This is a genomic window from Micromonospora sp. WMMA1947, assembly GCF_027497355.1.
GTDB lineage: Bacteria > Actinomycetota > Actinomycetes > Mycobacteriales > Micromonosporaceae > Micromonospora.
Genome location: NZ_CP114909.1, coordinates 1,560,054 through 1,583,559, shown reverse-complemented (window position 1 = coordinate 1,583,559; position 23,506 = coordinate 1,560,054). Strand labels below are relative to the sequence as shown.

The 23,506-nt window shown below is 72.4% G+C and carries 21 protein-coding genes; 10 read left to right on the top strand and 11 right to left on the bottom strand.

Annotated elements, in window-relative coordinates:
- Position 1: 1 nt before the first annotated feature.
- From O7604_RS07565 to acs, 5 genes are all read right to left on the bottom strand, one after another.
- The gene (locus O7604_RS07565) at positions 2–934 is read right to left on the bottom strand and encodes an alpha/beta hydrolase (RefSeq protein ID WP_269702798.1); all 933 of its coding nucleotides are present in this window, start codon (positions 932–934) and stop codon (positions 2–4) included.
- Positions 935–1,065: 131 nt separating this feature from the next.
- On the bottom strand, positions 1,066–1,404 hold the full coding sequence (locus O7604_RS07560) for a hypothetical protein (protein WP_281579242.1): 339 nt from the start codon (positions 1,402–1,404) through the stop codon (positions 1,066–1,068).
- A 174-nt stretch (positions 1,405–1,578) separates the two neighbouring features.
- Complete coding sequence (locus O7604_RS07555) at positions 1,579–3,981, bottom strand: immune inhibitor A domain-containing protein (protein WP_281579931.1); 2,403 nt, start codon at positions 3,979–3,981, stop codon at positions 1,579–1,581.
- A gap of 356 nt (positions 3,982–4,337) precedes the next feature.
- Positions 4,338–7,121: an immune inhibitor A domain-containing protein gene (locus O7604_RS07550; RefSeq protein ID WP_281579241.1), complete on the bottom strand. Its 2,784-nt coding sequence runs from the start codon at positions 7,119–7,121 to the stop codon at positions 4,338–4,340.
- A gap of 231 nt (positions 7,122–7,352) precedes the next feature.
- Entirely contained in the window at positions 7,353–9,341 is a 1,989-nt protein-coding gene (gene acs, locus O7604_RS07545) for an acetate--CoA ligase (RefSeq protein ID WP_269702792.1), read from the bottom strand.
- Positions 9,342–9,563: 222 nt separating this feature from the next.
- On the opposite strand from acs, the gene O7604_RS07540 reads away from it, so the two are divergent.
- Positions 9,564–10,310 (top strand): oxidoreductase, encoded by a 747-nt coding sequence (locus O7604_RS07540; RefSeq protein WP_269702790.1) that lies wholly within the window; start codon positions 9,564–9,566, stop codon positions 10,308–10,310.
- A 15-nt stretch (positions 10,311–10,325) separates the two neighbouring features.
- Here the strand turns inward: O7604_RS07540 and O7604_RS07535 are convergent, their stop codons facing one another.
- The 3 genes from O7604_RS07535 to O7604_RS07525 all read right to left on the bottom strand — a co-directional run bounded on the left by O7604_RS07535 (position 10,326) and on the right by O7604_RS07525 (position 13,089).
- On the bottom strand, positions 10,326–11,132 hold the full coding sequence (locus O7604_RS07535; RefSeq protein ID WP_013283636.1) for an HAD-IB family hydrolase: 807 nt from the start codon (positions 11,130–11,132) through the stop codon (positions 10,326–10,328).
- Positions 11,133–11,466: 334 nt separating this feature from the next.
- Positions 11,467–12,435 (bottom strand): aminoglycoside phosphotransferase family protein, encoded by a 969-nt coding sequence (locus O7604_RS07530; protein ID WP_281579240.1) that lies wholly within the window; start codon positions 12,433–12,435, stop codon positions 11,467–11,469.
- Between the two features lie 42 nt (positions 12,436–12,477).
- Positions 12,478–13,089, bottom strand: a complete 612-nt coding sequence (locus O7604_RS07525) for a hypothetical protein (RefSeq protein WP_281579239.1) — start codon at positions 13,087–13,089, stop codon at positions 12,478–12,480.
- 325 nt (positions 13,090–13,414) lie between these two features.
- Here O7604_RS07525 and ssd point away from each other — a divergent pair, with 325 nt between their 5' ends.
- The 7 genes from ssd to O7604_RS07490 all read left to right on the top strand — a co-directional run bounded on the left by ssd (position 13,415) and on the right by O7604_RS07490 (position 18,577).
- A complete protein-coding gene (ssd, locus tag O7604_RS07520) occupies positions 13,415–14,518 on the top strand; it encodes a septum site-determining protein Ssd (protein ID WP_281579238.1) in 1,104 nt (367 codons plus the stop codon).
- A complete protein-coding gene (locus O7604_RS07515) occupies positions 14,515–15,726 on the top strand; it encodes a TadA family conjugal transfer-associated ATPase (RefSeq protein WP_281579237.1) in 1,212 nt (403 codons plus the stop codon). The genes ssd and O7604_RS07515 overlap by 4 nt, the downstream gene beginning before the upstream one ends.
- Positions 15,723–16,709: a hypothetical protein gene (locus O7604_RS07510; protein ID WP_281579236.1), complete on the top strand. Its 987-nt coding sequence runs from the start codon at positions 15,723–15,725 to the stop codon at positions 16,707–16,709. The genes O7604_RS07515 and O7604_RS07510 overlap by 4 nt, the downstream gene beginning before the upstream one ends.
- Positions 16,709–17,437, top strand: a complete 729-nt coding sequence (locus O7604_RS07505; protein WP_269702779.1) for a type II secretion system F family protein — start codon at positions 16,709–16,711, stop codon at positions 17,435–17,437. Before O7604_RS07510 ends, O7604_RS07505 begins: the two co-directional genes overlap by 1 nt.
- A 23-nt stretch (positions 17,438–17,460) precedes the next feature.
- Entirely contained in the window at positions 17,461–17,628 is a 168-nt protein-coding gene (locus tag O7604_RS07500; RefSeq protein ID WP_216931686.1) for a DUF4244 domain-containing protein, read from the top strand.
- A gap of 98 nt (positions 17,629–17,726) precedes the next feature.
- Positions 17,727–18,101, top strand: a complete 375-nt coding sequence (locus tag O7604_RS07495) for a TadE family type IV pilus minor pilin (protein WP_281579930.1) — start codon at positions 17,727–17,729, stop codon at positions 18,099–18,101.
- A 65-nt stretch (positions 18,102–18,166) separates the two neighbouring features.
- On the top strand, positions 18,167–18,577 hold the full coding sequence (locus O7604_RS07490) for an Rv3654c family TadE-like protein (protein ID WP_281579929.1): 411 nt from the start codon (positions 18,167–18,169) through the stop codon (positions 18,575–18,577).
- A gap of 169 nt (positions 18,578–18,746) precedes the next feature.
- Here O7604_RS07490 and O7604_RS07485 read toward each other — a convergent pair whose 3' ends face one another.
- The 3 genes from O7604_RS07485 to O7604_RS07475 all read right to left on the bottom strand — a co-directional run bounded on the left by O7604_RS07485 (position 18,747) and on the right by O7604_RS07475 (position 22,457).
- Positions 18,747–19,325 carry a hypothetical protein gene (locus O7604_RS07485; RefSeq protein WP_091414614.1) on the bottom strand — a complete coding sequence of 193 codons (579 nt, stop codon included), beginning with the start codon at positions 19,323–19,325 and terminating at the stop codon, positions 18,747–18,749.
- Positions 19,326–19,483: 158 nt separating this feature from the next.
- Positions 19,484–19,690, bottom strand: coding sequence for a hypothetical protein (locus O7604_RS07480; protein ID WP_269702775.1), 207 nt, complete (start codon positions 19,688–19,690; stop codon positions 19,484–19,486).
- Between the two features lie 253 nt (positions 19,691–19,943).
- Positions 19,944–22,457 carry a DEAD/DEAH box helicase gene (locus O7604_RS07475; RefSeq protein WP_281579235.1) on the bottom strand — a complete coding sequence of 838 codons (2,514 nt, stop codon included), beginning with the start codon at positions 22,455–22,457 and terminating at the stop codon, positions 19,944–19,946.
- A gap of 134 nt (positions 22,458–22,591) precedes the next feature.
- Between O7604_RS07475 and O7604_RS07470 the strand changes: the two genes are divergently transcribed.
- Entirely contained in the window at positions 22,592–22,942 is a 351-nt protein-coding gene (locus tag O7604_RS07470) for an STAS domain-containing protein (protein ID WP_269702772.1), read from the top strand.
- Entirely contained in the window at positions 22,942–23,379 is a 438-nt protein-coding gene (locus O7604_RS07465) for an ATP-binding protein (protein WP_013283650.1), read from the top strand. Before O7604_RS07470 ends, O7604_RS07465 begins: the two co-directional genes overlap by 1 nt.
- The last annotated feature ends 127 nt before the right edge of the window (positions 23,380–23,506 follow it).

Genomic DNA, 23,506 nt, shown 5'->3' with positions numbered 1-23,506 from the left:
GTCAGGACTTCGCCCAGCGCAGGATCTCGCCGAGCACCAGGTCTCGCGCCTCGACGTGCGGGAAGTGCCCCACGTCGTCGAGCAGCCGCCACTCGTACGGGGCGGTGACGTAGCGGCCGGAGCCCTGGGCGGTACGAGGGAGCGAGGCACGGTCGAGGGCGCCGTGCAGTTGCAGGGTCGGCGTGACCAGCGGCTTCTGCATCAGCTTCACGAAGCGGTAGCCGTGCAGCCGCAGCACCGAGCGGAACGCCCAGCGGTAGCCCTCCATCGCGCAGAACGCGGCCTGCGGGATCTGCATCGCCACCCGGCAGCAGTGCGCGTAGTCGGCGAAGTCGGGGCCGGACACCCAGCGCGGCCCGCCCCACCGGCGCAGGATCTCCTCCACCTCGGCGGCGTCGTCCCGGGTCAGCACGTGCTCGTAGCGGGGGAGCTGGAACTTCAGGGTCGCGGTGGCCGAGGTGAACTGGCCGCGCGGGTCGGCGAAGATGGCCGCCCGCAGCCGCAGCGGGTGCGGCGCGCCGAGCACCACGAGCCGGCGCACAAGGGTCGGGTGGAAGGAGGCGGCGGTCCAGCCGATGAGCCCGCCCGCGCCGGTGCCGACCACGGTGGCGGACCGTTCGCCGAGCGCCCGGATCAGGCCGGCGACGTCGGCGGCGAGCGTGTAGCCGTCGTACCCCCGGGGTGGCTTGTCGCTCGCGCCGTAACCGCGCAGGTCGACCGCGACCGCGCGGAAGCCCGCGTCGGCGACCGCGGGCAGCATCTCGTGCCAGGCGTACCAGTACTCGGGGAAGCCGTGCAGGAAGAGCACCATCGGGCCGGTGCCCGCCTCGACGACGTGGAACCGGCTGCCGTTGGCGCCGACGAACCGGTGCGTCCACGGCCCTTCGGGCAGGACGCAGGACTCGTCGACGGGTCCGCCGCGCTGGTCGGTCATGGGGCACAGCCTAGGGCTGCCGGTCACCCACCGGCCCCGCAGGTGACGAGGATCAGGGATTTCTCCGGGCGGTCACCCGGAACCGCGAACCCCGATGCTTCGGAGGCGTGTGAACGCGCCGCTACCGGCTGTCAATCCTCGATGATCCGCATCGGGATGCCGGGTCCGCAGTCGACGGAGCGGTCCCGTGCGGTGAGCCGCAGCGTGACGAGGTCGCCCTTGCGCAGCTCGCCGGCGTTGGGGCCGTACACCGCGTACTCCGTGCCGTTCTCGTCCATCAGCCCGTAGCACGGCCCGGACCCACCCCTGGTGATCCAGCCGGCGACGACGCCCGTCGGCCGGTTGTCGGTCGGCTTCTTCGGCGGGCCGGCGGGCCGGCGAAGCGTCGGCAGGTCGCCGGCGGAGCGCGGCGTGGGGCGACCGGCGGGCGAGGCCGCGTCGCCGGTGGCGGGCTGGTGGTCGTTGGACACGGATCCTCCGTCTCGGCTGCGAGCGCCGGCGGGCAAGGCCGTCGCGAACGCGGCCGGCAGCGTGGTGCGGGGCGTCACCGGGATGGGACGCCGGTGCGGTGTGCCGGGTTCCCGAAAAGGGCGATGCCCGGGCGGTTCCCCGCCCGGGCATCGCGTGGTGCGTCGATCAGTGGATCAGGAGAAGCGGACCTTCAGCGAGGTGCCGTTCTGCTCCAGAACCTTGATCTTGGTGCCGGTGGCCGGGAGCTTGACGCCGTGGTTCGGCAGCTCCGGGTACCAGTACTGCTTGGTGTCGTCGAACAGCGGCTGCGCCGCCTGGCCGCGGATGTACTGCGGCTGGCTGTTGAGGTGCAGCGTGAACGAGTCGGCCTTCTTCAGGCTGAACGGCGCGTCGTAGACCTGGACACGGGCCCGCCAGGGCTGGCCGGTCAGGTTGTAGATCGGCCGCGGGTGCGCGTCGATGATCATGTTCCGACCCTCACCCGGGTGCGCGAACGTGTCGTTGTCCGCGAACCGCAGGTTCCAGTAGGAGATCAGCAGACCCTCCTGGTACGCGTAGTGGTCCACGTAGTCCGGGCGGGTGTTCGCGTAGCCGAAGAAGTACGGGCCGGTCTTGAGGTACTTGTCGTACGAGACGTACGACCGGTTGCCGGCGATGTAGTAGTTGTCGAACTTACGGGTGTAGGTCTCCTCGACGATGCTGAAGCCGCTGAGGGTCCAGCCGTTGGCACCGGCCTCGGCGCCGTCGGTGAGGAGGGTCTGACCGTCGGCGGTCACGGTGATCGCGTCACCGTAGAAGCCGCCCTCGGAGACACCGCCGTCCGTCTGGTAGCGGAGCCGGAACTGCACGACCTTGCCGGCGACCGCGTCCATCGGGATGTTGACGTCGACCCACTGGTTGTTGCTGGAGCCGTCCAGGGCGTAGCGCCCGGGGGAGATCTCCTTCAGCGGGGTGCCGTTGGCCGTACCGGGCAGCGAGGCCCAGGTCTGGCCACCGTCGGTGGACGCCTCGAAGAACAGGTAGTCGTAGTCCGCCTCGATGCTGTAGCGACCCTTCATCGACAGCGCGGCGCTGGTCTTCCCGGTGAGGTCGACAGTGCGCGTCATCGTGTTGTTCAGGTCGTCGTCGTTGCCCGAGAAGAACTGCTTCGTACCCTCGAACGGCTTGCCGTTCTGGAACGTGTACTCCCGCTGCGGCAGCACCACCACGGCAGCCTGGGCCTTGGGGGAGTTGTACTCCTGCGGGCCCAGCTCCAGGGTGCGCTTCTGGCCGGCCACGATCACCTCGTAGTCGAGCCAGCCGAGCTGGAGCTTGTTCCAGGCGCCGAGGTCGCCACCGCGCTCGCCGATGCCGCCGTCGTTCTTGGCGCCGAGCCGGCTCTGGGCCATCAGGGTCCAGTGCTCGTTGTTGTTGTCCCCACCACTGACCACGTTGTAGTCGTCCGGCAGACCGAGGTCGTGGCCGTACTCGTGGTAGAAGACGCTCCGGCCACCGTTCTCCGGCTGGATCGTGTAGTCACCGATCCAGACGCCGGTGTTGCCGATCTGGGTGCCGCCGGCCGGGAAGTTCTCCGGGCCGGTGTTGCCCTGGTCGCTGGCGAAGGCGTACCACCGGTGGCTCCAGATGGCGTCCTCACCCTGGTACGGGTCACCGTCGGCCTGGTCGCCGCCGGCGTGGACGATCTGGAAGTGGTCGATGTAGCCGTCCGGCTCGTTGAAGTTGCCGTCGCCGTCGAAGTCGTACCGGTCCCACTCGTCCATCGCCTTGACGTCCGCGGCGATCTCCGCGTCGGAGCGGCCCTGCGCCTTCTGGTCGGCGACCCACTGGTTGGCGGCGTCGCGGACCAGCGCCCACGTGTTGGTGCAGACGTTCGAGGCGCACGGGTAGCCGTCGGAACGGCCGTAGCGAGCCTCGTTGTACTGCACCTTCACCCAGTTGGTGACCTCGCCGTCGACGCTGTACCGACCCGAGGACTGGGCCTCGTAGTACTGCTTCAGCGACTCGTCGCCCGGGTTGGTGCCGAAGTACAGCTGCCGGTAGTGGTCGGCGCTGTAGTCGGCCTGCCAGACCGTGGAGTTGTCCACCGCACGGTTGGGCTGGGGGATCTGGTTGCGGAGCGGACCGTCGAACCGGGTCGGGCCCGGGGTGTCCGGGTCGGTGTCCTGGTCCGGGTAGTTCGGGTGCCGCTCGTCGCCGAACTCCGCGAGGATGACGAAGATCTTGTCGGTCCGCTCGCGGGAGAGTTCGACGTACTGGTCCTCGGTCGGACCCTTGCCGGCCTTGGTGCTCTTGGCGGACCTGCCCGCCGCGGAACCGGCGGCAGCCTTCTCGCCGACCTTGACGACGGTGCTGCCGTTGATCTTCTGGGCCTTCGCCCTGCCGGACAGGACCTCGCTGAGGCCTTCCTGGCGCAGCGCGCGCCGCTTCTCCTCGAGCGGGTTGGGCAGGTCGTGCTCAGCCTGCGCAGGCTCGGCCACCGACGGAGCGGCGGCCGGCAGCTTCGGCGTCGGCGCGGCGCTGGCGGACGTGCCCGCCACCAGCCCCGTCGCGGTCAGCGAAAGCCCGAGCAGACCCACTGCGACTTTGCGCACGTGGTACCTCCGGTGTGAGGGAACCGGCCCAACTGGGGGTACGGGCCGGTGGAACGTCCCACTAGTGGGACCAATGGTGAACATAGACACTGCTGCGACTGGTGGGAAGATGTGTGCGTCGATTTGTAGCAACTTTTTGTTGGGAATGCTTTCCACCGTCACACGCCGGCCCGTCGCCGAGCCGTTGACCAGCAACGATGTCTCGATCATGGAGTGCAGTGACAATCATGGATTAACCGGCTGCGCGGAAGGGTCGGGAGCGCGAGCGCTCCCGACCCTTCCCCCATCGAGCATCTTCAGCTCATTTTCCGGTCATTCCGGTTCCGGTTTGAACGTACGGCTCAGCTCCGCGGCGGAACCACGTACACCTGGGCGTACGAGTTGTCCTTCGCGGCCCGCTTGATGATGATCGAGACGCCGTACTGGACGCCCGCGTCACCCGGGTTGCCGGTGCCGAGCACGATCGCCCCGCCACCCAGCGTCGAACCGTAGTAGTCCGTCGCCGGCGTGCCGTCCGGGTTCACCACCCGGGTCGTGTACTGCTGGTTGCCCCGCGACGGGATGACCACCGAGGCGTCGTTGTCCCGCGCGTACGCGGCGCCGTCGCGGATCTCGATGCCCGGGTACCAGCCCTTGGCGTCGGTGAAGCCACGCACCGGAGCCTGCGGGCCGAACTTCGTGCAGTACTCGCTGTACGGCTCGTCCGCCGCCTCCAGGCACTCCTTGAACGGGTACGTGGGCTTCAGGCCGAACGCGGCGTTGGAGGACTGCGGCCGGCTGGGCAGGTTCTTCAGCACCGACGGGTCCTTCTCGGCCGCGACGCCCTTGCGGCGCAGCGGGTCGTTGTGCGAGTCGACGATCAGCAGACCGCCCTTCGCGCCGTAGCTGGGCAGGGCGGTCATCTGCGCGGTGACGTGGTTGACGTCGCCGAGCTGGGTGTCCCGGTACCAGACCAGCATGCCCGGCGCGTTGTACGCGATCCGGTCGACCTTCCACGCCTCGTGCGAGTAGACGGTGTCGTAGGTGTACTTCAGGCCCTTGTCGAAGCCGTCGAAGTTACGCCACTCGGCGAGGTAGTAGTGCGACTTCACCTGCGTGCCCGAGTCGATGTACCAACCCGCGCCGCTGGTGTCGGTGAAGGTGCCGCCGGTCTGGGTCCAGCCCGCCGCGCCGCTCTCCACGTCGTCGCTCCACGTGGTCGCGCCACCGCCGGTCACCGAGAAGTCGTCGGCGAACCAGCCGCGCTCCACGAACGCCTCGTCGGTCGCGTACCGCAGCCGCACCTGCACGGTCTGCCCGGCGAACGACGACAGGTCGACGTAGTCGTGCCGCCAGCCGCCGGTGCTGCCGGTCAGGCCGTACTTCTTGTTGCCGAAGTCGACCATGCGGCCGTTCGGGTCGGCGTAGCCGTCGTTCGTGGAGACCAGCGCGCCGCCCTCGGCGTACACCTTCTGCTCGTTCCAGGTGGCGCCGCCGTCGGTGGAGACCTCGACGAAGCCGAAGTCCCAGTCCGCCTCGATGACGTAGTTGTTCCACATCCAGAACTTCGCGTCAGCGGCGTTCGGGACGGTCACCGTGCGGCTGAGCTTGACGTCGGCCCAGTTCTGGTCGGCGCCGGAGTACCACATGTTCCCGCCGCTGTGCGGCGTGGCCAGCGAGATCACCTTGTCCGGCAGGTCGATCTTGATGCCGTCCTCGGTGCCGACCGGCGTACGCGACGTCTGCCCGAGCTTGACCAGCTTGGCCCGGTCACCCGGCCCGAACGTCTTCGGCTCGGCCCAGCCCAGCACCCACTTGTCCCAGAGACCCATGTGGGTGGGCAGCGCCTGGAAGATCTCGCCGGAGTGCGAGCCGGACGCCATCAGGTCCCAGAAGTCCACGTCGGAGTCGGCGTTGCCGGAGGTGTCGTAGAGGTCCGGCAGGCCCAGGTCGTGCCCGAACTCGTGGGCGAAGACGCCGACGCCGGCGTCCTCCGGCTGCACGATGTAGTTCGACACCTTCAGGTTGGTGCCCGGGATCGTGTAGCCGCCGGTCACGGTCGAGGAGTGCGCCCAGACCGAGTAGATCCCGACGTCGCCGCCGCCACGGGACTTGCCCTGGTTGGCGTGCACCAGCACCAGGTGGTCGATCACGCCGTCCGGCTCGTGGTAGTTGCCGTCGCCGTCGCGGTCGCTCTGGTCCTCGATGTCGTAGTCGGCCCACGGGAAGTTCGGGTCGGCGGCGGCCAGCGCGTCGATCGCGTCGGTGGCGAGCCGGCCCGCGCCCTGCGGGTTGTCCGGGTGGCCGTTCATCGACTGCTCACGTCCGGCGACCCAGTTGCCGTTCTCGTCCTGGAAGCAGCGTGAGGCGGCGTACCAGCCCTCCGAGTGCGGCACCGTGATCCACGGGCTGGCCTGCCCGTCCACGGTGTACGCGCCCTTGGACATCTCCAGGTACATGTTGTGCATGGTCCGCCCGGCGAGGCTGATGCCCGGCTTGCCGTCCGGCCCCTTCAGGTCCTTGCGGACCCGCTCGGTGATGCCCTTCTTGCTGTACAGCATCTTGTCGTAGTGGGCCGGGGAGAAGTCCGGCACCCACATCGAGTTGTTGTCCTTGTGCGGCAGCGTGGCCGGGTTCGGGATCGTGTTGTGCCGCGGCCCGTTCTGCACGGTGCCGGGAACGCAGGTGCGGTCCTCGAACACCGTCTTCGGGACCATCACGTTCGTGAAGTCGTCGTTGGCCTTGTCGTTGAACTCGACGAGCAGCGTCAGCAGCTTGGCGGTCTGCGTGCTCTTGGCCTTCTTGATCTTCCGCGGGCTATGACCGGTCCGGATGGACTTGGCCTCCAGCTTGGCCAGCTCGCGGGCGGCGACCGGGTTGCCCCCGGCGTACTTGCGGTCGTAGGCGCGGGCCTCGTCGGCGGGCGAGGAGAAGACGCCGTCGCGGCCCTTGACCTCCTTGCCGCCGGTGTCCGGCTGGACCTCGGGCTCGGCGTAGTTGATGTAGTGCTCGTCCGCCCCGATCGTGACCGGTGCGGATCGGGCCGGCTGAGCCGCCGCGCTGCCCGTCACGGTCAGCGACGTGGCCGCGAGCGCGATGGCGGGCAGCGCGACGAGTAAGCGTCGCCGTGCCCTGTGCTGCGACATGGGGAGCATGCCACTCCGTTCGTAGGGAATGGTGGGGAACCGGCCGTCTCACTGACGCTCGTCGAAATCCGCCGGTGCGGCTGAACGTAACCGACAAGCAGCGACATCGACAGTGGTGGAAAAGTGCTCTGGCCGATCAGGTCAGCTCGGGTCCACCGATCGACCAGCGCGGATCCCGGATACGACGAAGGGGCGGACCGCAGTGCGGTCCGCCCCCTGGTCGGGCTGTGGTCAGTCCTCGTCGGACTTGCCGCCGCTCATCCCCGACGAGATCAGATCCATCACCGAGGAGTCCTGGAGCGTGGTCACGTCGCCGAGCGACCGGTTCTCCGCCACGTCCCGCAGCAGCCGGCGCATGATCTTGCCGGAGCGGGTCTTCGGCAACTCCGGCACCAGCATGATCTGCCGCGGCTTGGCGATCGGGCCGAGCGTCTTCGCCACGTGGTTGCGCAGCTCGGCGATGAGCTGCTCGCCCGCGTCACCCGAGATCTCCGTGCTGCCGCGCGGGATGGCGAACGCGACGATCGCCTGGCCGGTGGTCGGGTCGGTCGCGCCGACCACCGCCGCCTCCGCCACCGACGGGTGGCTCACCAGCGCCGACTCCACCTCCGTCGTGGAGATGTTGTGACCGGACACCAGCATCACGTCGTCCACCCGGCCGAGCAGCCAGATGTGCCCGTCGTCGTCCTTCTTGGCGCCGTCACCGGCGAAGTAGACCCACTCGTCGCCGGTGTTCGCGCCCGCGCCGAACCGGGACCAGTAGGTCTCCAGGAACCGGTTGTCGTCGCCCCAGATCGTCCGCAGCATCGACGGCCACGGCTCCTTCAGCACCAGGTACCCGCCGCCGCCGTTCGGCACCGACTGGCCCTGGTCGTCGACCACGTCGGCGACGATGCCGGGCAGCGGGCTCATCGCCGAGCCGGGCTTCGCCTCGGTCACACCGGGCAGTGGCGAGATCATGATGGCGCCGGTCTCGGTCTGCCACCAGGTGTCCACCACCGGCAGCTCGCCGCGCCCGACGTGCTGCCGGTACCAGATCCACGCCTCCGGGTTGATCGGCTCACCGACGCTGCCGAGCAGGCGCAGCGACGACAGGTCGTACCCGGCCGGGATGTCCTCGCCCCACTTCATCATGGTGCGGATCAGCGTCGGCGCGGTGTACAGGATGGTCACCTTGTACTTGTCGACGACCTCCCAGAACCGGCCCTTGTGCGGGGTGTCCGGCGTGCCCTCGTACATGACCTGGGTGGCGCCGTTGGAGAGCGGGCCGTACACGATGTAGGAGTGCCCGGTCACCCAGCCGATGTCGGCGGTGCACCAGTACACGTCCGTCTCCGGCTTCAGGTCGAACACCGCGTGGGTGGTGTACGACGCCTGGGTCAGGTAGCCGCCGGTGGTGTGCAGGATGCCCTTCGGCCGGGCCGTCGTGCCGCTGGTGTAGAGGATGAACAGCGGGTGCTCGGCGTCGAACGCCTGCGCCTCGTGCTCCGGCGACGCCGTCTCCACCGTCTCGTGCCACCAGTGGTCCTTGGCCGACCAGGCGACCTCCTCACCGGTGCGCCGGACCACCAGCACGTGCTCCACCGACGGGCAGTTCGCCACCGCCTCGTCCACCGTCGGCTTGAGCGCCGACGGCTTGCCCCGGCGGAAACCGCCGTCCGCGGTGATCACCACCTTGGCGCTGGCGTCCTGGATCCGGTTGGTGAGCGCGTCGGCGGAGAAGCCGCCGAACACCACGCTGTGCGTGGCGCCGACCCGGGCGCAGGCGAGCATCGCCACCGCCGCCTCCGGGATCATCGGCAGGTAGATCGCCACCCGGTCACCGGCGGTCACGCCCAGCTCGGTCAGCGCGTTCGCCGCCTGGCAGGTGAGCCGGTGCAGGTCGGCGTAGGTGACGGTACGGGTGTCGCCGGGCTCGCCCTCCCAGTGGATCGCCACCTTGTCGCCGAGACCCGCCTCGACGTGCCGGTCCAGGCAGTTGTACGCCACGTTGAGCTTGCCGCCGGTGAACCACTTCGCGAACGGGGCGTTCGACCAGTCGAGCACCTGCTCCCACTGCTGGGCCCAGGCCAGCCGGCCGGCCTGGCGCTCCCAGAAGGCCAGCCGGTCACCGGCCGCCTCCTCGTACGCCTCGGCGGTCACGTTGGCGTTCGCGGCGAGTTCAGCCGGCGGCGGGAACTGGCGCGTCTCGTTCAGCAAGTTGGCCAATGCCTCGCTCATGCGGTGACTCCTTCGTCGCGTGACCTGCGTCTCCTGATGCGGGGAAGGTTAGTCCCGGCGTACCCCGGCCGCGACCGCCCCGCCCCGCACCGCGCGCCCAGCGGCCTCCTCCCCGCGCCGAGGTGTAAGGAAGGGCCCCTTGTTAACGCCTCCGGTAGAGGAAGGGCCCCTTATTAACAACCCCGGGCTCGGGAGGAGTCCGGTGGTCGCTAGCGTGACGGGGTGACCACCGATCCGCTCGCCCCGCTGCTCGCGCTCGCCGACGTCGCCACCGCCGTCGACCAGGCCCGCGAGCGGGTCGACCAGGCCCACCGGCACCGCGCGCTGCGCCGCCAGGGCGGCCAGGTCGCCGCCGAGGTCAGCCTCCGCTCCGCCGTGGCCAGCGCCGCGCTGGAGGGCCGCGTCCACGACCGCGAAGAGGTACGCGCCGGCACCGTCACCGACCCCGTGCTCCAGGGCGCGCTGCGGGTCGCCGGGGCGCTGCCCGGGCTGAGTGACCTTTGGCCCAAGGCGCCCCGGCAGGTGATGGCCCGGCTGCACGTACTCGCCGCCCGCGACGTGGTGACCGAGGAGGAACTGGGCCGCCCGGTCGCCGACCCGGTGGTCGCGGCCCGCCTCGACGGCCTGGCCGCCCTGGTGGCCGGCGGCACCAAGGTGCCACCGCTGGTGCTGGCCGCCGTCGTCCACGGCGAGCTGCTGAACCTGCGCCCGTTCCCGGGCCCGTCCGGGGTGGTGGCCCGCGCCGCCGCCCGGCTGGTGCTGATCTCCACCGGGTTCGATCCCCGCGGGCTGGTCGCGGTGGACGTCGGTCACCGCGAGCGCGAACCGGAGTACGTGGGCGCGGCCGGCGCGTTCGCCACCGGCACGCCCGACGGCCTGCGCTCCTGGCTGCGGCACTACATGACGGCGGTGGAGGTCGGCGCCGACCAGATCACGCTGATCGGCGACGAGATCCTCGCCGCGTCCTGACGGGCGCGCGGGGTGTCAGGCGGTCGGTGCGGCGGCGCGGGTGCGCCGGTGTCGGCCGTACCAGGCGATGCCGATGGCCACGCCGACGCCCACACCGAGTGCCGCCGCCGCGACCGGCACCGCCGGCCGCTCGCGCAGCCGCCGGCCCAGCGGGATCGGGTGCCGGAACTCCAGCACCGGCCACGCGTTCTCCACCGCCAGCTTGCGCAACGCGCGGTCCGGGTTGACCACCGTCGGATGCCCCACGCACTCCAGCAGCGGCCGATCCGAGTACGAGTCGGAGTACGCGTACGAGTCGGCCAGGTCGTAGTCGCGCTCCAGAGCCAGTTCGCTGACCGCCTCGACCTTGCTCGGGCCGGCCGCGTAGAACTCGACCTCGCCGCTGTAGCGGCCGTCCACCACACCCATCCGGGTGGCGATCACGTCGGTGATCCCGAGCAGCTCACCGATCGGCCGGACCATCTCGTCGCCGGAGGCGGAGACCAGTACGACGTCCCGCCCGGCGGCCTGGTGCTCCTCGATCAGGGCGGCTGCCTCGGCGTACACATAGGGGTTGATCAGTTCGTGGAGTGTCTCCGCGACGATCTGGCGGACCTGTTCCACCGGCCAGCCCTTGCAGAGCGTGGCGAGGTAGTCCCGGGTGCGGGCCATGGTCTGCTCGTCGGTGCCGCCCAGCCGGAACATCAACTGCGCGTACGCCGACTTGACCACGTCACGCCGAGTGATCAGCCCGTCCCGGTAGAACGGCCGACCGAACGCCAGGGCGCTCGACTTGGCGATGACGGTCTTGTCGAGATCGAAGAAAGCGGCGCTACGGCCCACGGCGCGAAAGTCTAGCCCGACCGGAGACGCGGAGGCGTCCGCGCGGGTCGGGAAAGCCGATGAGCACCCGGTGGAGTGACGGCGGTCACAGGCAGCTATCGATGAATTTAGCTTTGCGTGGAGTGAACAACACTCGACGTATAAGGGTCGACTGCGGCATGCTTGTCCTCGCGACGGGAGTTCGCATACCCGGCGTCGATAGGCCTCGGCGGTTGCACCCCCCGTAACCGCTGAGTCGGTTCGGCTCGACCCCCCCGGAGCCGAACCACAAGACGACCCCCGTCTCCCCCCGACGGGGGTCGTCCCTTTGCGCGGTCCGCGTTCCGCCCCGAGATCAGGGCCGGTAACCGGGGTCGGCCACCGCCTCGGCGATGCGGGTGAGCCAGTGCAGATCATTGGCCCGCGACTCCGCACTGGCCTCCGGATCGAGGATGCTGCCCAGAATCGCCGCGACGTCGTCGAGGTGCCGCTCACTGCGGTAGTAACTCAGCAGGATCGGGTCCGGCTCCAGCGCCCCGTAGCCTTCGCGGAAGAGTTCGGCCCGGCGCCCGTTGATCGGGTGGTCGCCGAAGTCGGTGCTGTAGACGAACATGAGGTCCCGCTCGCGCGGCGCGAGGATCGGCGCGTCCCAGTCCACGACGTGCAGGGGACCGTCGCCGTCGGCGATCAGGTTGCCGGGATGGATGTCGGCGTGGCAGATGACGTGCTGCCCCGGCGTCACGCGCGACGCCAGGTCGTCGACGGTCTCCGCCAGCCGGTGCAGCGCGTCACCGTACCGCTTCCAGAAGGCGCCGAGGACCTCGCTCGTCGCGGCCTGCCCGCCGAGGGTGCGCAACCGCTCGCCCGCGCTCGACCGGTACGTCTCGGCCGGCAGGACGGCGGCGACCTCCGCGCTCGGCGTGACCCGGTGCAGCCGGCCCAGGAACTCGCCGTACTCGATCCACTGGCGGTCGGTGAGGCCGCGCCCCCACAGGCTGCCGCCGTCGTGGAACGGGTAGAGCAGTAGCCGATAGTCCCCGAATCGACGTGCGACCCCGCCATGGAGGCGAAGGTTCAGCGGCGCGACCACCTGCCGAAGGCCCTGCGCCCGGAGTAAGCCGGGCAGCAGGACGGCGGCCGGCGTGAAGTCACCCCGCCGCACCTTCAGGAAGTAGCGCCCGCCGTCGGACGTCTCCACCCGGTACGCCCACGCCTGCCCGTCGAGTCCGACCGGCATGAACGCCAGGTGGGTGACATCCACCGACCAGGCGGCGGCGACCTCCGCCGCCAGCATCCGCTCGTCGATGTCAGGCTTGTCGATCACTCGACGGAGCGTGGCAGCCGCCGGCGGGGCCCGGCAAGGGAGTTACCGGATCACCGCGCGCAGCGTCTGCCGGGCCGGCTCGAAGCACACCAGCCCTCGGCCCCGCTCGTCGGCCACGACCCACGGATGACCGACGTACGTCTGCTGCCGGTACGACTGCCCGGGCCGCAGCACCGCGTACTGCTGTCGGCGGCCGTCGTAGTTGATCCAGTGGACCACGACTGTCGACTCCCGGGTGTTGACGAAGTCGATGAACGTCGACGGACCACCGCCGTGCGAGCGCAGCCGCGACTCGCGCGAGGCCGGTAGCGGAGCAAGGTCCCCGGGCCTGACCACCGGCGGCTTCGGCCGGGGACGCGTGGGCGCCGGAGAGGCCGCCCGGCTGCTCGGGGCGGCGCGGCGAGTGGGTGCGGTGGTGCGGGTCGGCGCCACGGCGCGGCTGGAGAACGACACCGACGGCGGCGCGTAGGACTTCTCCGGCGTCTCCGTCACCGACTCCGCCCGGGTCGGGGAGGCCAGGATCGCCTGACCTTCGAGCGGCGGCGGGAGGTCGGGGCGACGCGGTGCGGCGAAGACGCTGACGATGCTCGCCAGCACCACGAGCCCGAGGGCGATCGCGGCGAGCAGCATCGGCGACGGATCGCGTAGCCACACCTGGCCACCGGCCGTCGGGGCGGACCGCGAGTGGGGTCGAACCGAGGGGGTCGCGAGGGGGCGCGGTGAATCGGTCATGGCCTCGATTCCGCAAGCGGGTGCCGTCCATTGAGCGGCGAGGGGCCCCGATTATCCGTTACTGATCATCCCTGCCGTCAATGCCCGGTGGGCGAATCGTTTCTCCCGTCTCCGGCACATAGCAGATCAACCGGCTCGCCGAGGTCTGTCCACAACCCCTTTGCTTGTCCACAGGGCACAGACCTCGCCTCCTCCGGCCGGGCAGGCTGCATCCCGGCACGTCCGAGTTCGACAGTTGGAGGCCGCCATGCCGCCCCGTACTCCGCTCCCGCCGTACCGTCGCCTGCCCCTGCTCGTCACGTCCGACGGCGACCTTCTCGACGAGCTGCTGCGACTCGCGGCCGCCGGCGGCACCGAGGTCGAGCTGGCGGCGGATCCGGCCGCCGCCCGGGCCCGCTGGGCCCCGGCGCCGCTGGTCCTCATCGGCGCCGACCAGGCGGCGGCCTGCCTGCGGGCACGCCTTCCCCGCCGCGCCCGCACGGTCCTGGTCGGTCGCTCCGGAGAGCTCGATCCGGGTACGGAGTTGGCCGAACTCGTCGGCGCGGAGCACGTCGCGACGCTGCCGGCGGCCGAGCCCTGGCTGGTCGACCGGTTCGCCGAGTGCGTGGCCGGCCCGGTCGGCCCGGGCTCGGGCCGGGTGGTGGCGGTGCTCGGCGGCCGGGGCGGCGCCGGAGCCAGCGTGCTGGCGGGTGGGCTCGCCGTCAGCGCGGCCCGGTCCCGGCTGCGGACGCTGCTCGTCGACGCCGACCCGCTCGGTGGCGGTCTCGACCTGGTGCTCGGGTGGGAGCAGCTCGACGGGTTGCGCTGGCCCGAACTGGCCGGCACGGACGGGCGGGTCGACCCGCCGTCGCTGATCCGCGCGTTGCCCAGCCGAGGCGACCTGGTGGTGCTCTCCTGGGACCGGGGCGACCTGCGGCACCTGCCGGCCGAGGCGATGGCTGCCACCGTCGACGCGGGCCGGCGCGGGCGGGACGTGGTCGTGCTCGACCTGCCCCGGCACCTGGACGACGCGGCGGTGGTCGCGCTCCAGGCCGCCGATCGCGCGCTGCTCGTCGTACCGGCCGAGCTGCGGGCAGCGGCCGCGGCAGCCCGGGTCGCCGCCGTCGCCGCGCCGCACTGCGTCGATCTGTCTGTAGTCGTGCGCGGCCCGGCGCCCGGTCGGCTGCGCGCGGCAGAGGTGGCCCGGGCGCTGGGACTGCCGCTCGCCGGCACGCTGCGACCCGAGCCGGGACTGTGCCGCGGGCTCGAGCGGGGCGAGGCGCCGGGCGCGAGCGGGAAGGGGCCGCTCGCCGCGCTGTGCCAGCGGCTCGTGGACGAACTGGTCGGGTCGTCCGCAGCGGGTGCGGCATGACCGTGCCGGCCGACCCGGGGGAGCTGGCGGCCCGGGTCCGGCACCGGTTCGCCGCCGAGGCCACCCCTGTCACACCCGCCGCGATCGTCTCCGCGGTACGCGCCGAACCGGCGACAGCGGTACTCGGTGACACCACGCTGCTACGGATCGCCGACCGGGTGCACGACAATCTGGTCGGCGCCGGGCCACTGGCGCCGCTGCTCGCCGACCCGCAGGTCACCGACGTGCTGGTGAACGGGGTGCGGGTCTGGGTCGACAGGGGCCGGGGACTGCAACAGGTCGCCGTGCCGCTGGGCACGCTCGACGACGTACGCCGGTTGGCGCAGCGCCTCACCTCGGCCGCCGGCCGGCGGCTCGACGACGCCTCGCCGTACGCCGACGCGCGGTTGCCCGACGGCACCCGGCTGCACGCGGTGCTGCCTCCCGTGGCGACCGACGGACCGTACCTGTCGCTGCGTACCTTCCGGCAGCGGCCGTTCACACTGGACGAACTCGTCGAGCGGGGCACCGTGCCCCGGCCGGTCGCGCCACTGCTCGCCGCAGTCGTGGCGGCCCGCCTCGCGTACCTGGTCAGCGGCGGTACCGGCTCCGGCAAGACGACGCTGCTCAACACGTTGCTCGGGCTGGTGCCCGGCACCGAGCGGATCGTGCTGGTGGAGGACGCCGCCGAGCTGCGCCCGGTGCACCCGCACGTGATCGGCCTGCAGGCGCGTACGGCCAACGTCGAGGGTGCCGGTGCCGTCGGTCTCGGTGATCTGGTGCGGCAGGCGCTGCGGATGCGGCCGGACCGGCTGGTCGTGGGCGAGTGCCGGGGCGCCGAGGTGGTCGATCTGCTGGCCGCACTGAACACCGGCCACGACGGCGGGGCGGGAACGTTGCACGCCAACGCCCCGGCCGACGTCCCGGCCCGGCTGGAGGCGCTGGGGATGCTCGGTGGCCTGCCCCGGCTCGCGCTGCACGCCCAGGTCGCCGCCGCGTTGCAGGTCGTCCTCCAGCTCCGCCGTACCGGCGAGGGGCGCGTGCTGGACTCCATCGGCCTGCTGCTGCCCGACGGGCCCGACCGGGTGGTGACAGTGGTCCCGGCCTGGACTCGCGGCCGAGGTCCTGCCCCGGCGGCCCGGCTGCTCGCCGGCCTGCTGCGGGAGCGGGGAGCGCCGGTGCCGCCGATCCTCCAGGCGGCGTGGCCCACCCCGGCGGAACCGTCGTGACCGGCCACCTCTGGCCGGCGGTCCTGCTCCTGGCCGCAGCGGCGGTCGCCGTCGCCTGGCCGGTACGGGCCGGTCGCGCCCGGCGCCTGGCGATCCTTGGCGATGCCGGCACCCCGGCTGAGCGGGCGAGGGGTGCGGGTCCGGCATCGCCGGCCCGGCCGCCACGACGTCCGCTCGACTCCGGGCCGAAGGCGTCTGCCCGGCCACCCGGCCGCGGCCGGGAACGGCGTCGCCCCGGAGCCGAGCACCAAGCACGACGGTGGCCGGACCTCGAACCGGCTGCGGCTTCCGGGTGGCCGGCATCGGCTTCGGGGATGGCGCAGCGGGTCCGGCGATGGGCCCGCCTCGGCGCGAACTCGCATCGATCGGCCGACCACTCGCCTGCCGCTCCGGCGCTCTCCGCCGGACGCGTGCTGCCGGTGGCGGCGCTGGGCGGCGCCGTGACCGGGGCGCTGCTCGGTGGTCCGGTGGCCGCCCTGGTGCTCGCCACCTACGGCGTGCTCGCGGCCCGGGCGGTGCTGCGTCGGCGTACCCATCGGACGGCGGCGCTCGCGCACCGCCGCGAACTCGACCGGCTTGGCGCTGTCGCCGCCGACCTGCGGGCCGGACTACCCGCCGACGGCGGCATCGACGACGGCCCGGGACGCGTGGCGCGGCTGGCCCTGGCCGCCGGGAGGCTGGCCGACCGGACGGGCGCGCCGCTGGCCGATCTCCTGGAACGGATCGAGGCCGACGCCCGCGCCGCCGACCGGGGCCTTGCCGCTGCCGCCGCCCAGGCTGCCGGGGCGCGGGCGACCGCCTGGCTGCTCGCCGCACTGCCGCTCGGCGGGATCGGTCTCGGCTACGGCATCGGGGTGGACCCGGTGGCGGTGCTCCTGCACACGCCGGTGGGCGGTGGCAGCGCGGTGGCGGCAGTCGTATTGCAGGTCGGTGGGTTGCTCTGGGCCGAGCGGCTCGGCGTCACGCCCGGGCAGGCCGCCTGATGTCGCGGCAGGTGCTGGCCGCCGTGTGCCTCGGCGGCGCCGCGTCGCTCCTGGTCGTCGCCGGTCCGGTCGTCCGCCCGGCGCGGCGGCTGCGCCGGCTCGCCCCGGCGCCGCCGCCGACTCGCCCAGCATGGTGGCCGGATCGGGTACGCCTCGGCGCAGCGCTGGCCGGGGTCGCCGTGGCGGTGGTCGTCGGCGGTGCGACGGGCCTGGTCCTCGGGCTGCTGGCCGGTGTCGCCGCCGACCGTCTGCTGCGCCGGATCGAGCCACGCGCCGCTCGGGAACGGCGACTGCGGGAGACCGCCGACCTGCCGCTGGCCGCGGACCTGCTGGCCGCCGCGCTGCGGGCCGGCGCGCCGGTCGACCGCTCGGTGCTCGCCGTCGCGGAGGCGCTCGGCGGCCCACTCGCGGAGCGACTCGGCCGGGTCGGCCGGACTCTGCAGCTCGGTGGCAGCCCTGGCGAAGCCTGGTCGCACCTGGACGGCGTGACCGGGGCCGAGCCCGTGGTCGCGGCAGCGGTGCGCTCGTCGAACAGCGGCGCCGCCCTGGCTCGCGCGCTGACCCGGCTGGCCGACGACCTGCGTGCCGAACGCTCGACCGCGGCCGAGGCGGCGGCCCGCCGCGCGGGAGTGCTCATCGTGCTGCCGCTCGGGCTGTGCTTCCTGCCCGCCTTCATTCTCGCCGGTCTGGTGCCGGTGATCGTCGCCGTTCTCGGCGACGTGCTGTGAACCATCGAGAAGGGACGTACGACATGCGTAAGCTCTTCACCCGCCTGCGGGGTGACGCCGGCATGAACACCGCCGAGTACGCCGTGGGCACCCTCGCCGCGGTCGCCTTCGCCGGGATCCTGCTGAAGGTGCTCACCTCCGGCAACGTGCAGTCCGCGCTGACCGCCGTCATCGACCGGGCCCTGAAGTGATCGGGCGCCGGCGGGCCGGCCGTGGTGGCCGGCGGCTCCACTTGCTCGACGTGTCGACCGATTCCGTCCAGGACACCGTCGGTCGCCGGGCCGGGACGGTGTGGCGCCGGTGGCGCTCGTGGGTCGCGTGCGAGCGGGGTTCGTTCACCGCCGAGCTGGCGGCCGGCCTGCCGGCGCTCATGCTGCTCCTCGTCGCCGGTCTGACCGCGGTGAACGCGGTGGGCGTGCGGGTCTCGTGTGTCGACGCGGCCCGGGAGGCGGCTCTCGCCGCGGCCCGGGGCGAGACCGGCACTGCCGCTGGAAGCCGGTACGCCCCGGAGGGAGCCGAGGTGACCGTGACGGTGACAGGCGATCGGGTCACGGCGACGGTCCGGGCGCCGGTCCGGACGCTCGGTGCGCGGCTGCCTCGCCTGGTCGTGTCGGGGGAGGCGGTGGCCGCCGTGGAACCCGGTGCGCCGGGGCCGGTGCCGTGAGCACCGGCGGTGCCCGGGCTGACCCGTCCTTGCGCCGGCTGATGGCGGAAGGACTGCCGGTCACGATCGAGCCGGACCGATCATGCACCGCAGCAAGCGGGCCCGGAACAACCAGGCGCGGGAAACGGCGGGAGTCCGACCGGGGCGGCGCGACCGTGTGCCTGCTCGCGATCGGGCTGGTGTTCGTGCTGGTCGGGACGTTCGGCGCCGCGCTCGGGGCAGCCCGTTGCGCGCGGCATCAGGCCCGCAACGCGGCGGACTTCGGTGCGCTGGCGGGTGCCGGGCAGGTGCTCGACGGCGCCGATGCCGCCTGCGCTCGCGCCGCCGACCTGGTCACTGCCAACGGCGGCCGGATGACAGGATGCCGGGCCGACGGACTGGACCTGATCGTCACGGCGCGGGTCCGTGTCGCGCCGCTGCCGGGGCTGACCCGGGACGCCACCGCGACGTCCCGGGCCGGCCCCGCCCGGGCCTGACGGGCGGGGTGCCGCGCCTGAACCGAGGGCCCGAGGGCCGCACCGGAACCGAGAGCCGGGCCAGGCCCGGAGCCCGCGCCGAGATCTGAAGCCGAGCCGGGACCGGGAGCGGGGCCGAGTGAGGCCGAGGACCAAGCCCGGCTCGGCGGATGCGGACCGTCGGGCCAGGTCAGCGGGACTGGAGCGCGTCCAGTCCGACCGCCATGGCGATCACCAGACGGCGGTCGATCTGCGGGTGCTGGATCTCCACGGAGTACCGGTCCCGCAGGCCCCACTTCCGGTCGACCGAGAACACCGGCTGGCCGCCGGCCATGAAGTCGAAGTGGTACGGCAGCCAGGACAGCGAGTCGACGAACCGGCGCAGCAGCGCCACCGGCAGGCTGCGCTCCTGCCCGGTGGCAGGCGGCAGACCGGGCTGCTCGACGTGCCACGTCGAGCGCAGCAGCGACTGGGCGAAGTCCTTGCGGAACAGCCCGATGGGGTTACCCGCGTGATCGGTCACGTCGTAGGTGGCGCCGAGGTCGAGCCGCTGACGGGCCTTGAAGCCGAGAAGGGGGTACTGCTTGGAGTCGTCGGTGTAGATGGTCACCTGCTCCTTGAAGGCGAGCCGCTTCTGCTGCGCGAACGCGAGCAGCCCGCCTTCGGAGCCGTCGGGTGCCACCGAGTGCACCTCGTACTGGTTGACCATCATCCGGAGCCGCTGACGGATGATGAAGCGGTGCTGGGCCTGCAGGTTGTCGGGCGACATGGGATCTCCTTCGAGGGTCGCCGGAGTCTTGCACAGCAGGGCGACCACCGCTCGCCCGGTCGCACCCACCCAGCAGCCGCTGCCGGAGGTGCGTCGAGCGCCGCCCCTGGCGCGGGCCGGCCGACCGCGGCACCGGCACGCCGGGCGGAACGCAAGGGTCAGCGACCGCCGTCGACAGTGGCCTTCATCGCCCAGGTGTTCAGCACCTGATGGATGCCGCGCAGACGCTCGTTGATCTGCTCCAGCCGTTCCGCCTGGGCGAGCGTGGCCATCGCGGTGCCCAGCGCTATCTGCTGGTCGGGGGTGAGGTTTTCCTGATCGATCGTGTAGAGCAGCTCGACGGTCTCGGCGATCGTGTCGGCCACGGCGGCACCTCCGGCGGGACGGGTCTCGGGTCACCTGCGCTACCGGAAATGATGCATGGAAGCGCTCCCATACATCAATGCCCCGACCGCCCCGCGCTCATGCCTTCGTCCCACCAACCAGACACCCCGGCCTCCGGAAGGCCGCCCGAGCCAGCTTGATCGACACCAGCTCGGGGAAGTGGCGGGGTCCAACACCCGCCGATACCGCAACCTCCCCGAACTGGCGGACGGGCAGGCCACCCACCCGGCCTGGTCACGCGGATGGGTCACCGGCTGGCTGGGCCGGGCGGGCCACCCGGTCGCCCTGCCGGGGCAACATCTCGCCTCCCCCCGGGCCGGCGCCCGCCTTCGGGCCGACGCCCGCCTTCGGGCCGACGCCCGCCTTCGGGCCGACGCCCGCCTCCGGGGCGGTGACCGTGGCGAGGTTGGCCAGCACCACGTCGAGGACCTTCACCGCCTCCGCCTTGGCCAGCGGGTTGTTGCCGTTGCCGCACTTCGGGGACTGGACGCAGGACGGGCACCCGGTCTCGCAGCCGCACTCGGCGATCGCGTCCCGGGTGGCGCGCAGCCAGGCGGCGGCGGTGCCGTACGCCCGCTCGGCGAAACCCGCCCCGCCGGGGTAACCGTCGTAGACGAAGACTGTGGGCGCCTCGGTGTCCGGGTGCAGGGCGGTGGACAGCCCGCCGATGTCCCACCTGTCGCACGTCGCCATCAGCGGCAGCAGGCCGATGGCGGCGTGCTCGGCGGCGTGCAGCGCGCCCGGCACGTCCGGAGCCTCGACACCAGCGGCGGCAAGCGACTCGGGGGAGAGCGTGAACCAGACCGCCACGGTGCGCAGCTCCCGGGCCGGCAGGTCCAGCGGGCGGGTGTCGATCACCTCGCCGGTGGCGATGCGCCGCCGCTGGTACGACACCACCTGGCTGGTCACGTCCACCTCGCCGAGGAACAGCCCGACCGGTCCGGCGTCCACGTACGAGCGCACGGACACCACCGACAGCGAGGTCACGTCGCGGGCGTGGGTGGACCAGTCCGGCTCCTCGGCGTGCACGAGCGCGCACCCGTCGGCCAGGTCGAGCGAGTCGACCACGTACGAGACGCCCTGGTGCAGGTAGACCGCCCCGGTGTGCAGCAGGAAGTGCGCCGACCCGCCGTCGACGGTGCCGAGCAGGCGGCCGGTGGACTCCTCCACCACGCACACCGGTGCGCCGCCCTCGCCGCGCAGGTCGACCTCGGGGCGTTCCCGGTGCCGCCAGTACCAGCCGGTGGGCCGCTGCCGCAGCGCCCCCGCCTCGACCAGCGAGTCCACCGCCTCCTTCGCGCCCTCGCCGAACAGGTCCAGGTCGGCGGGGGTGAGCGGGGACTCGTGGGCGGCGCAGGCGAGCTGCGGCGCGAGCACGTACGGATTGGCCGGGTCGAGCACCGTCGCCTCGACGGGCCGCCCGAACAGCGCCTCCGGGTGGTGCACCAGGTAGGTGTCGAGCGGGTCGTCGCGGGCCACCAGCACGGCGAGCGCCTCGTCGCCGGAGCGCCCGGCCCGCCCGGCCTGCTGCCACAGCGACGCGCGGGTGCCGGGCCAGCCGCAGATCAGCACCGCGTCCAGCCCGACCAGGTCGACGCCGAGTTCGAGCGCGTTGGTGGAGGCGAGCCCGAGCAGGTCGCCGTGCAGCAGCGCCCGTTCCAGCTCGCGGCGCTCCTCACGCAGGTAGCCGGCCCGGTAGGCGGCCACCCGGTCGCCCAGCCCGGGTACCGCCTCGTCGAGCGCCCGCCGGGCGTTCGCGGCCACCACCTCGGCGCCCCGGCGGGACCGCACGAACGCGAGCGTGCGTACCCCCTCGACGACGCTGTCGGCGAGCAGGTCGGCGGTCTCCCGCAGCGCCGAGCGCCGGACCTGGACGAGGTCGGCGTCGACGGAGGAGTCGGTGGGCGGCAGCAGTGGCGGCTCCCAGAGCGCGAACGTGACGCCGCCACGCGGCGACGTGTCCTCGGTGACGGCGGTGACGGGCAGGCCGGTGAGCCGCCCGGCCGCCGTCGCCGGGTCACCCGAGGTGGCCGATGCCAGGAGGAAGGTCGGGGTGCCGCGCGAGCCTGCGAGCGCCTGACCGGGGGTACGCCCGAAGCGCGCGCACTGCCGCCGCAACCGCCGCAGCACGTGCGCGACGTGTGAGCCGAAGACGCCCCGGTAGGTGTGGCACTCGTCGACCACCACGTACGCGAGGCGGCGCAGGAACCCGGACCAGTGGGCGTGCCCGGGCAGGATGCCGTGGTGCAGCATGTCCGGGTTGGTCAGCACGAACCGGGAGTGCCGGCGGATCCACTCCCGCTCGGCGCGCGGAGTGTCCCCGTCGTAGGTGGCGGGGCGTACCCCGTCGAGTTCGAGACCGGCGACGGCGCGGAGCTGGTCGGCGGCGAGCGCCTTGGTCGGCGCCAGGTAGAGCACCGTGGCGCGCGGGTCGGCGAGCAGCGTGCTCAGTGCCGGGAGCTGGTACGCCAGGGACTTGCCGGACGCCGTGCCGGTGGCCACGACCACGTGCCGGCCCGCGTACGCCAGCTCGGCGGCCTCGGCCTGGTGCCGCCACGGGGCGACGACGCCGCGCCGCGCGAACGCCGCCCGCAGTTCCTCCGGCGCCCAGCCGGGCCACCCGACCGGCTCACCGGCGCGGGCCGGGACGCGTTCGACGTGGGTGACCGGGTCGGTGGGGTGACGCAGCCGCAGCCGGCGCAGCAGCTCGCCCGGAGCACGCCGCGGGCCGGGGCTGTGGTCGGTCACGTCCTGCACTCTCGCACTGGTGTTCGGAATTGGGAACCGCAGGGTGGGGGTATGGGGAGGGCGTGGCCGGTGACCCGAGAGGGTCGCGCGGGGGGATGGTTAGATGCCCAGGAGAGTTTACCGAGGAGGGACCGATGGAGCTGTCGCTGGCGACCCGCGCCGTGGGGGAGCACACGGTGCTCGAGGTCGGTGGTGAGGTGGATGTCTACACCGCCCCCCGCCTGCGGGAACGGCTCCTGGAGTTGATCGACGGCGGGGCCCGCCACGTGGTGGTCGACCTCGGCCGGGTGGACTTCCTCGACTCGACCGGGCTCGGTGTGCTCGTCGGCGCGCTCAAGCGGCTGCGCACGGCCGGTGGCTCCTTCGCGCTGGTGTGCGACAAGGAGCCGCTGCTCAAGATCTTCCGGATCACCGCCCTGGACCAGGTCTTCCCGCTGCATCCGACGGTCGACGCGGCCATCGCCGCCGACTCCACCGGCGCGTGATGGCGACCGTCAAGCTGTCCTTCTCTCCGGCCCCGGTGCACGTGCGCACCGCCCGCCTGGTCGGCGTCGCGGTGGCCCGGCGGGCCGGCGTACGCGAGGACCTGCTGGACGAGGTGCGCCTGGCCATCGGCGAGGCGTGCACCCGGGCGGTCGCGCTGCACCGGCAGTACGGTCTGGCCGACCCGGTGTACGTGGAGATGTCCGACGGCGGCGGCTACACGGTCCGGGTGGTGGACCGGGCTCCGATCGAGGCGGGCCTCGGCCTGGCCGCGCTCGGCCCGGACGAGCTGGCCAAGGAGTCGCTGAGCGAGGACGCGCTCACCACCGGTGTGGGCTTCGCGCTGCTCGCCGGTTTCGTGGAGGACCTCCAGGTCCGCCCGGTGGACGACGGCGTCGGCACCGAGGTGCGGATGTCCTGGCCGGCCGGCCGCGCCTGACCCGAATCGCACACGCAGGCCGCGTTCCCGCAGAGGGGGCGCGGCCTCGTCGTATTGGCCGCGCCATATATCAGATTTCCTCATCTAGCACAGTTACGAAGATCATCGAGACACGGTGCCCCCTCGG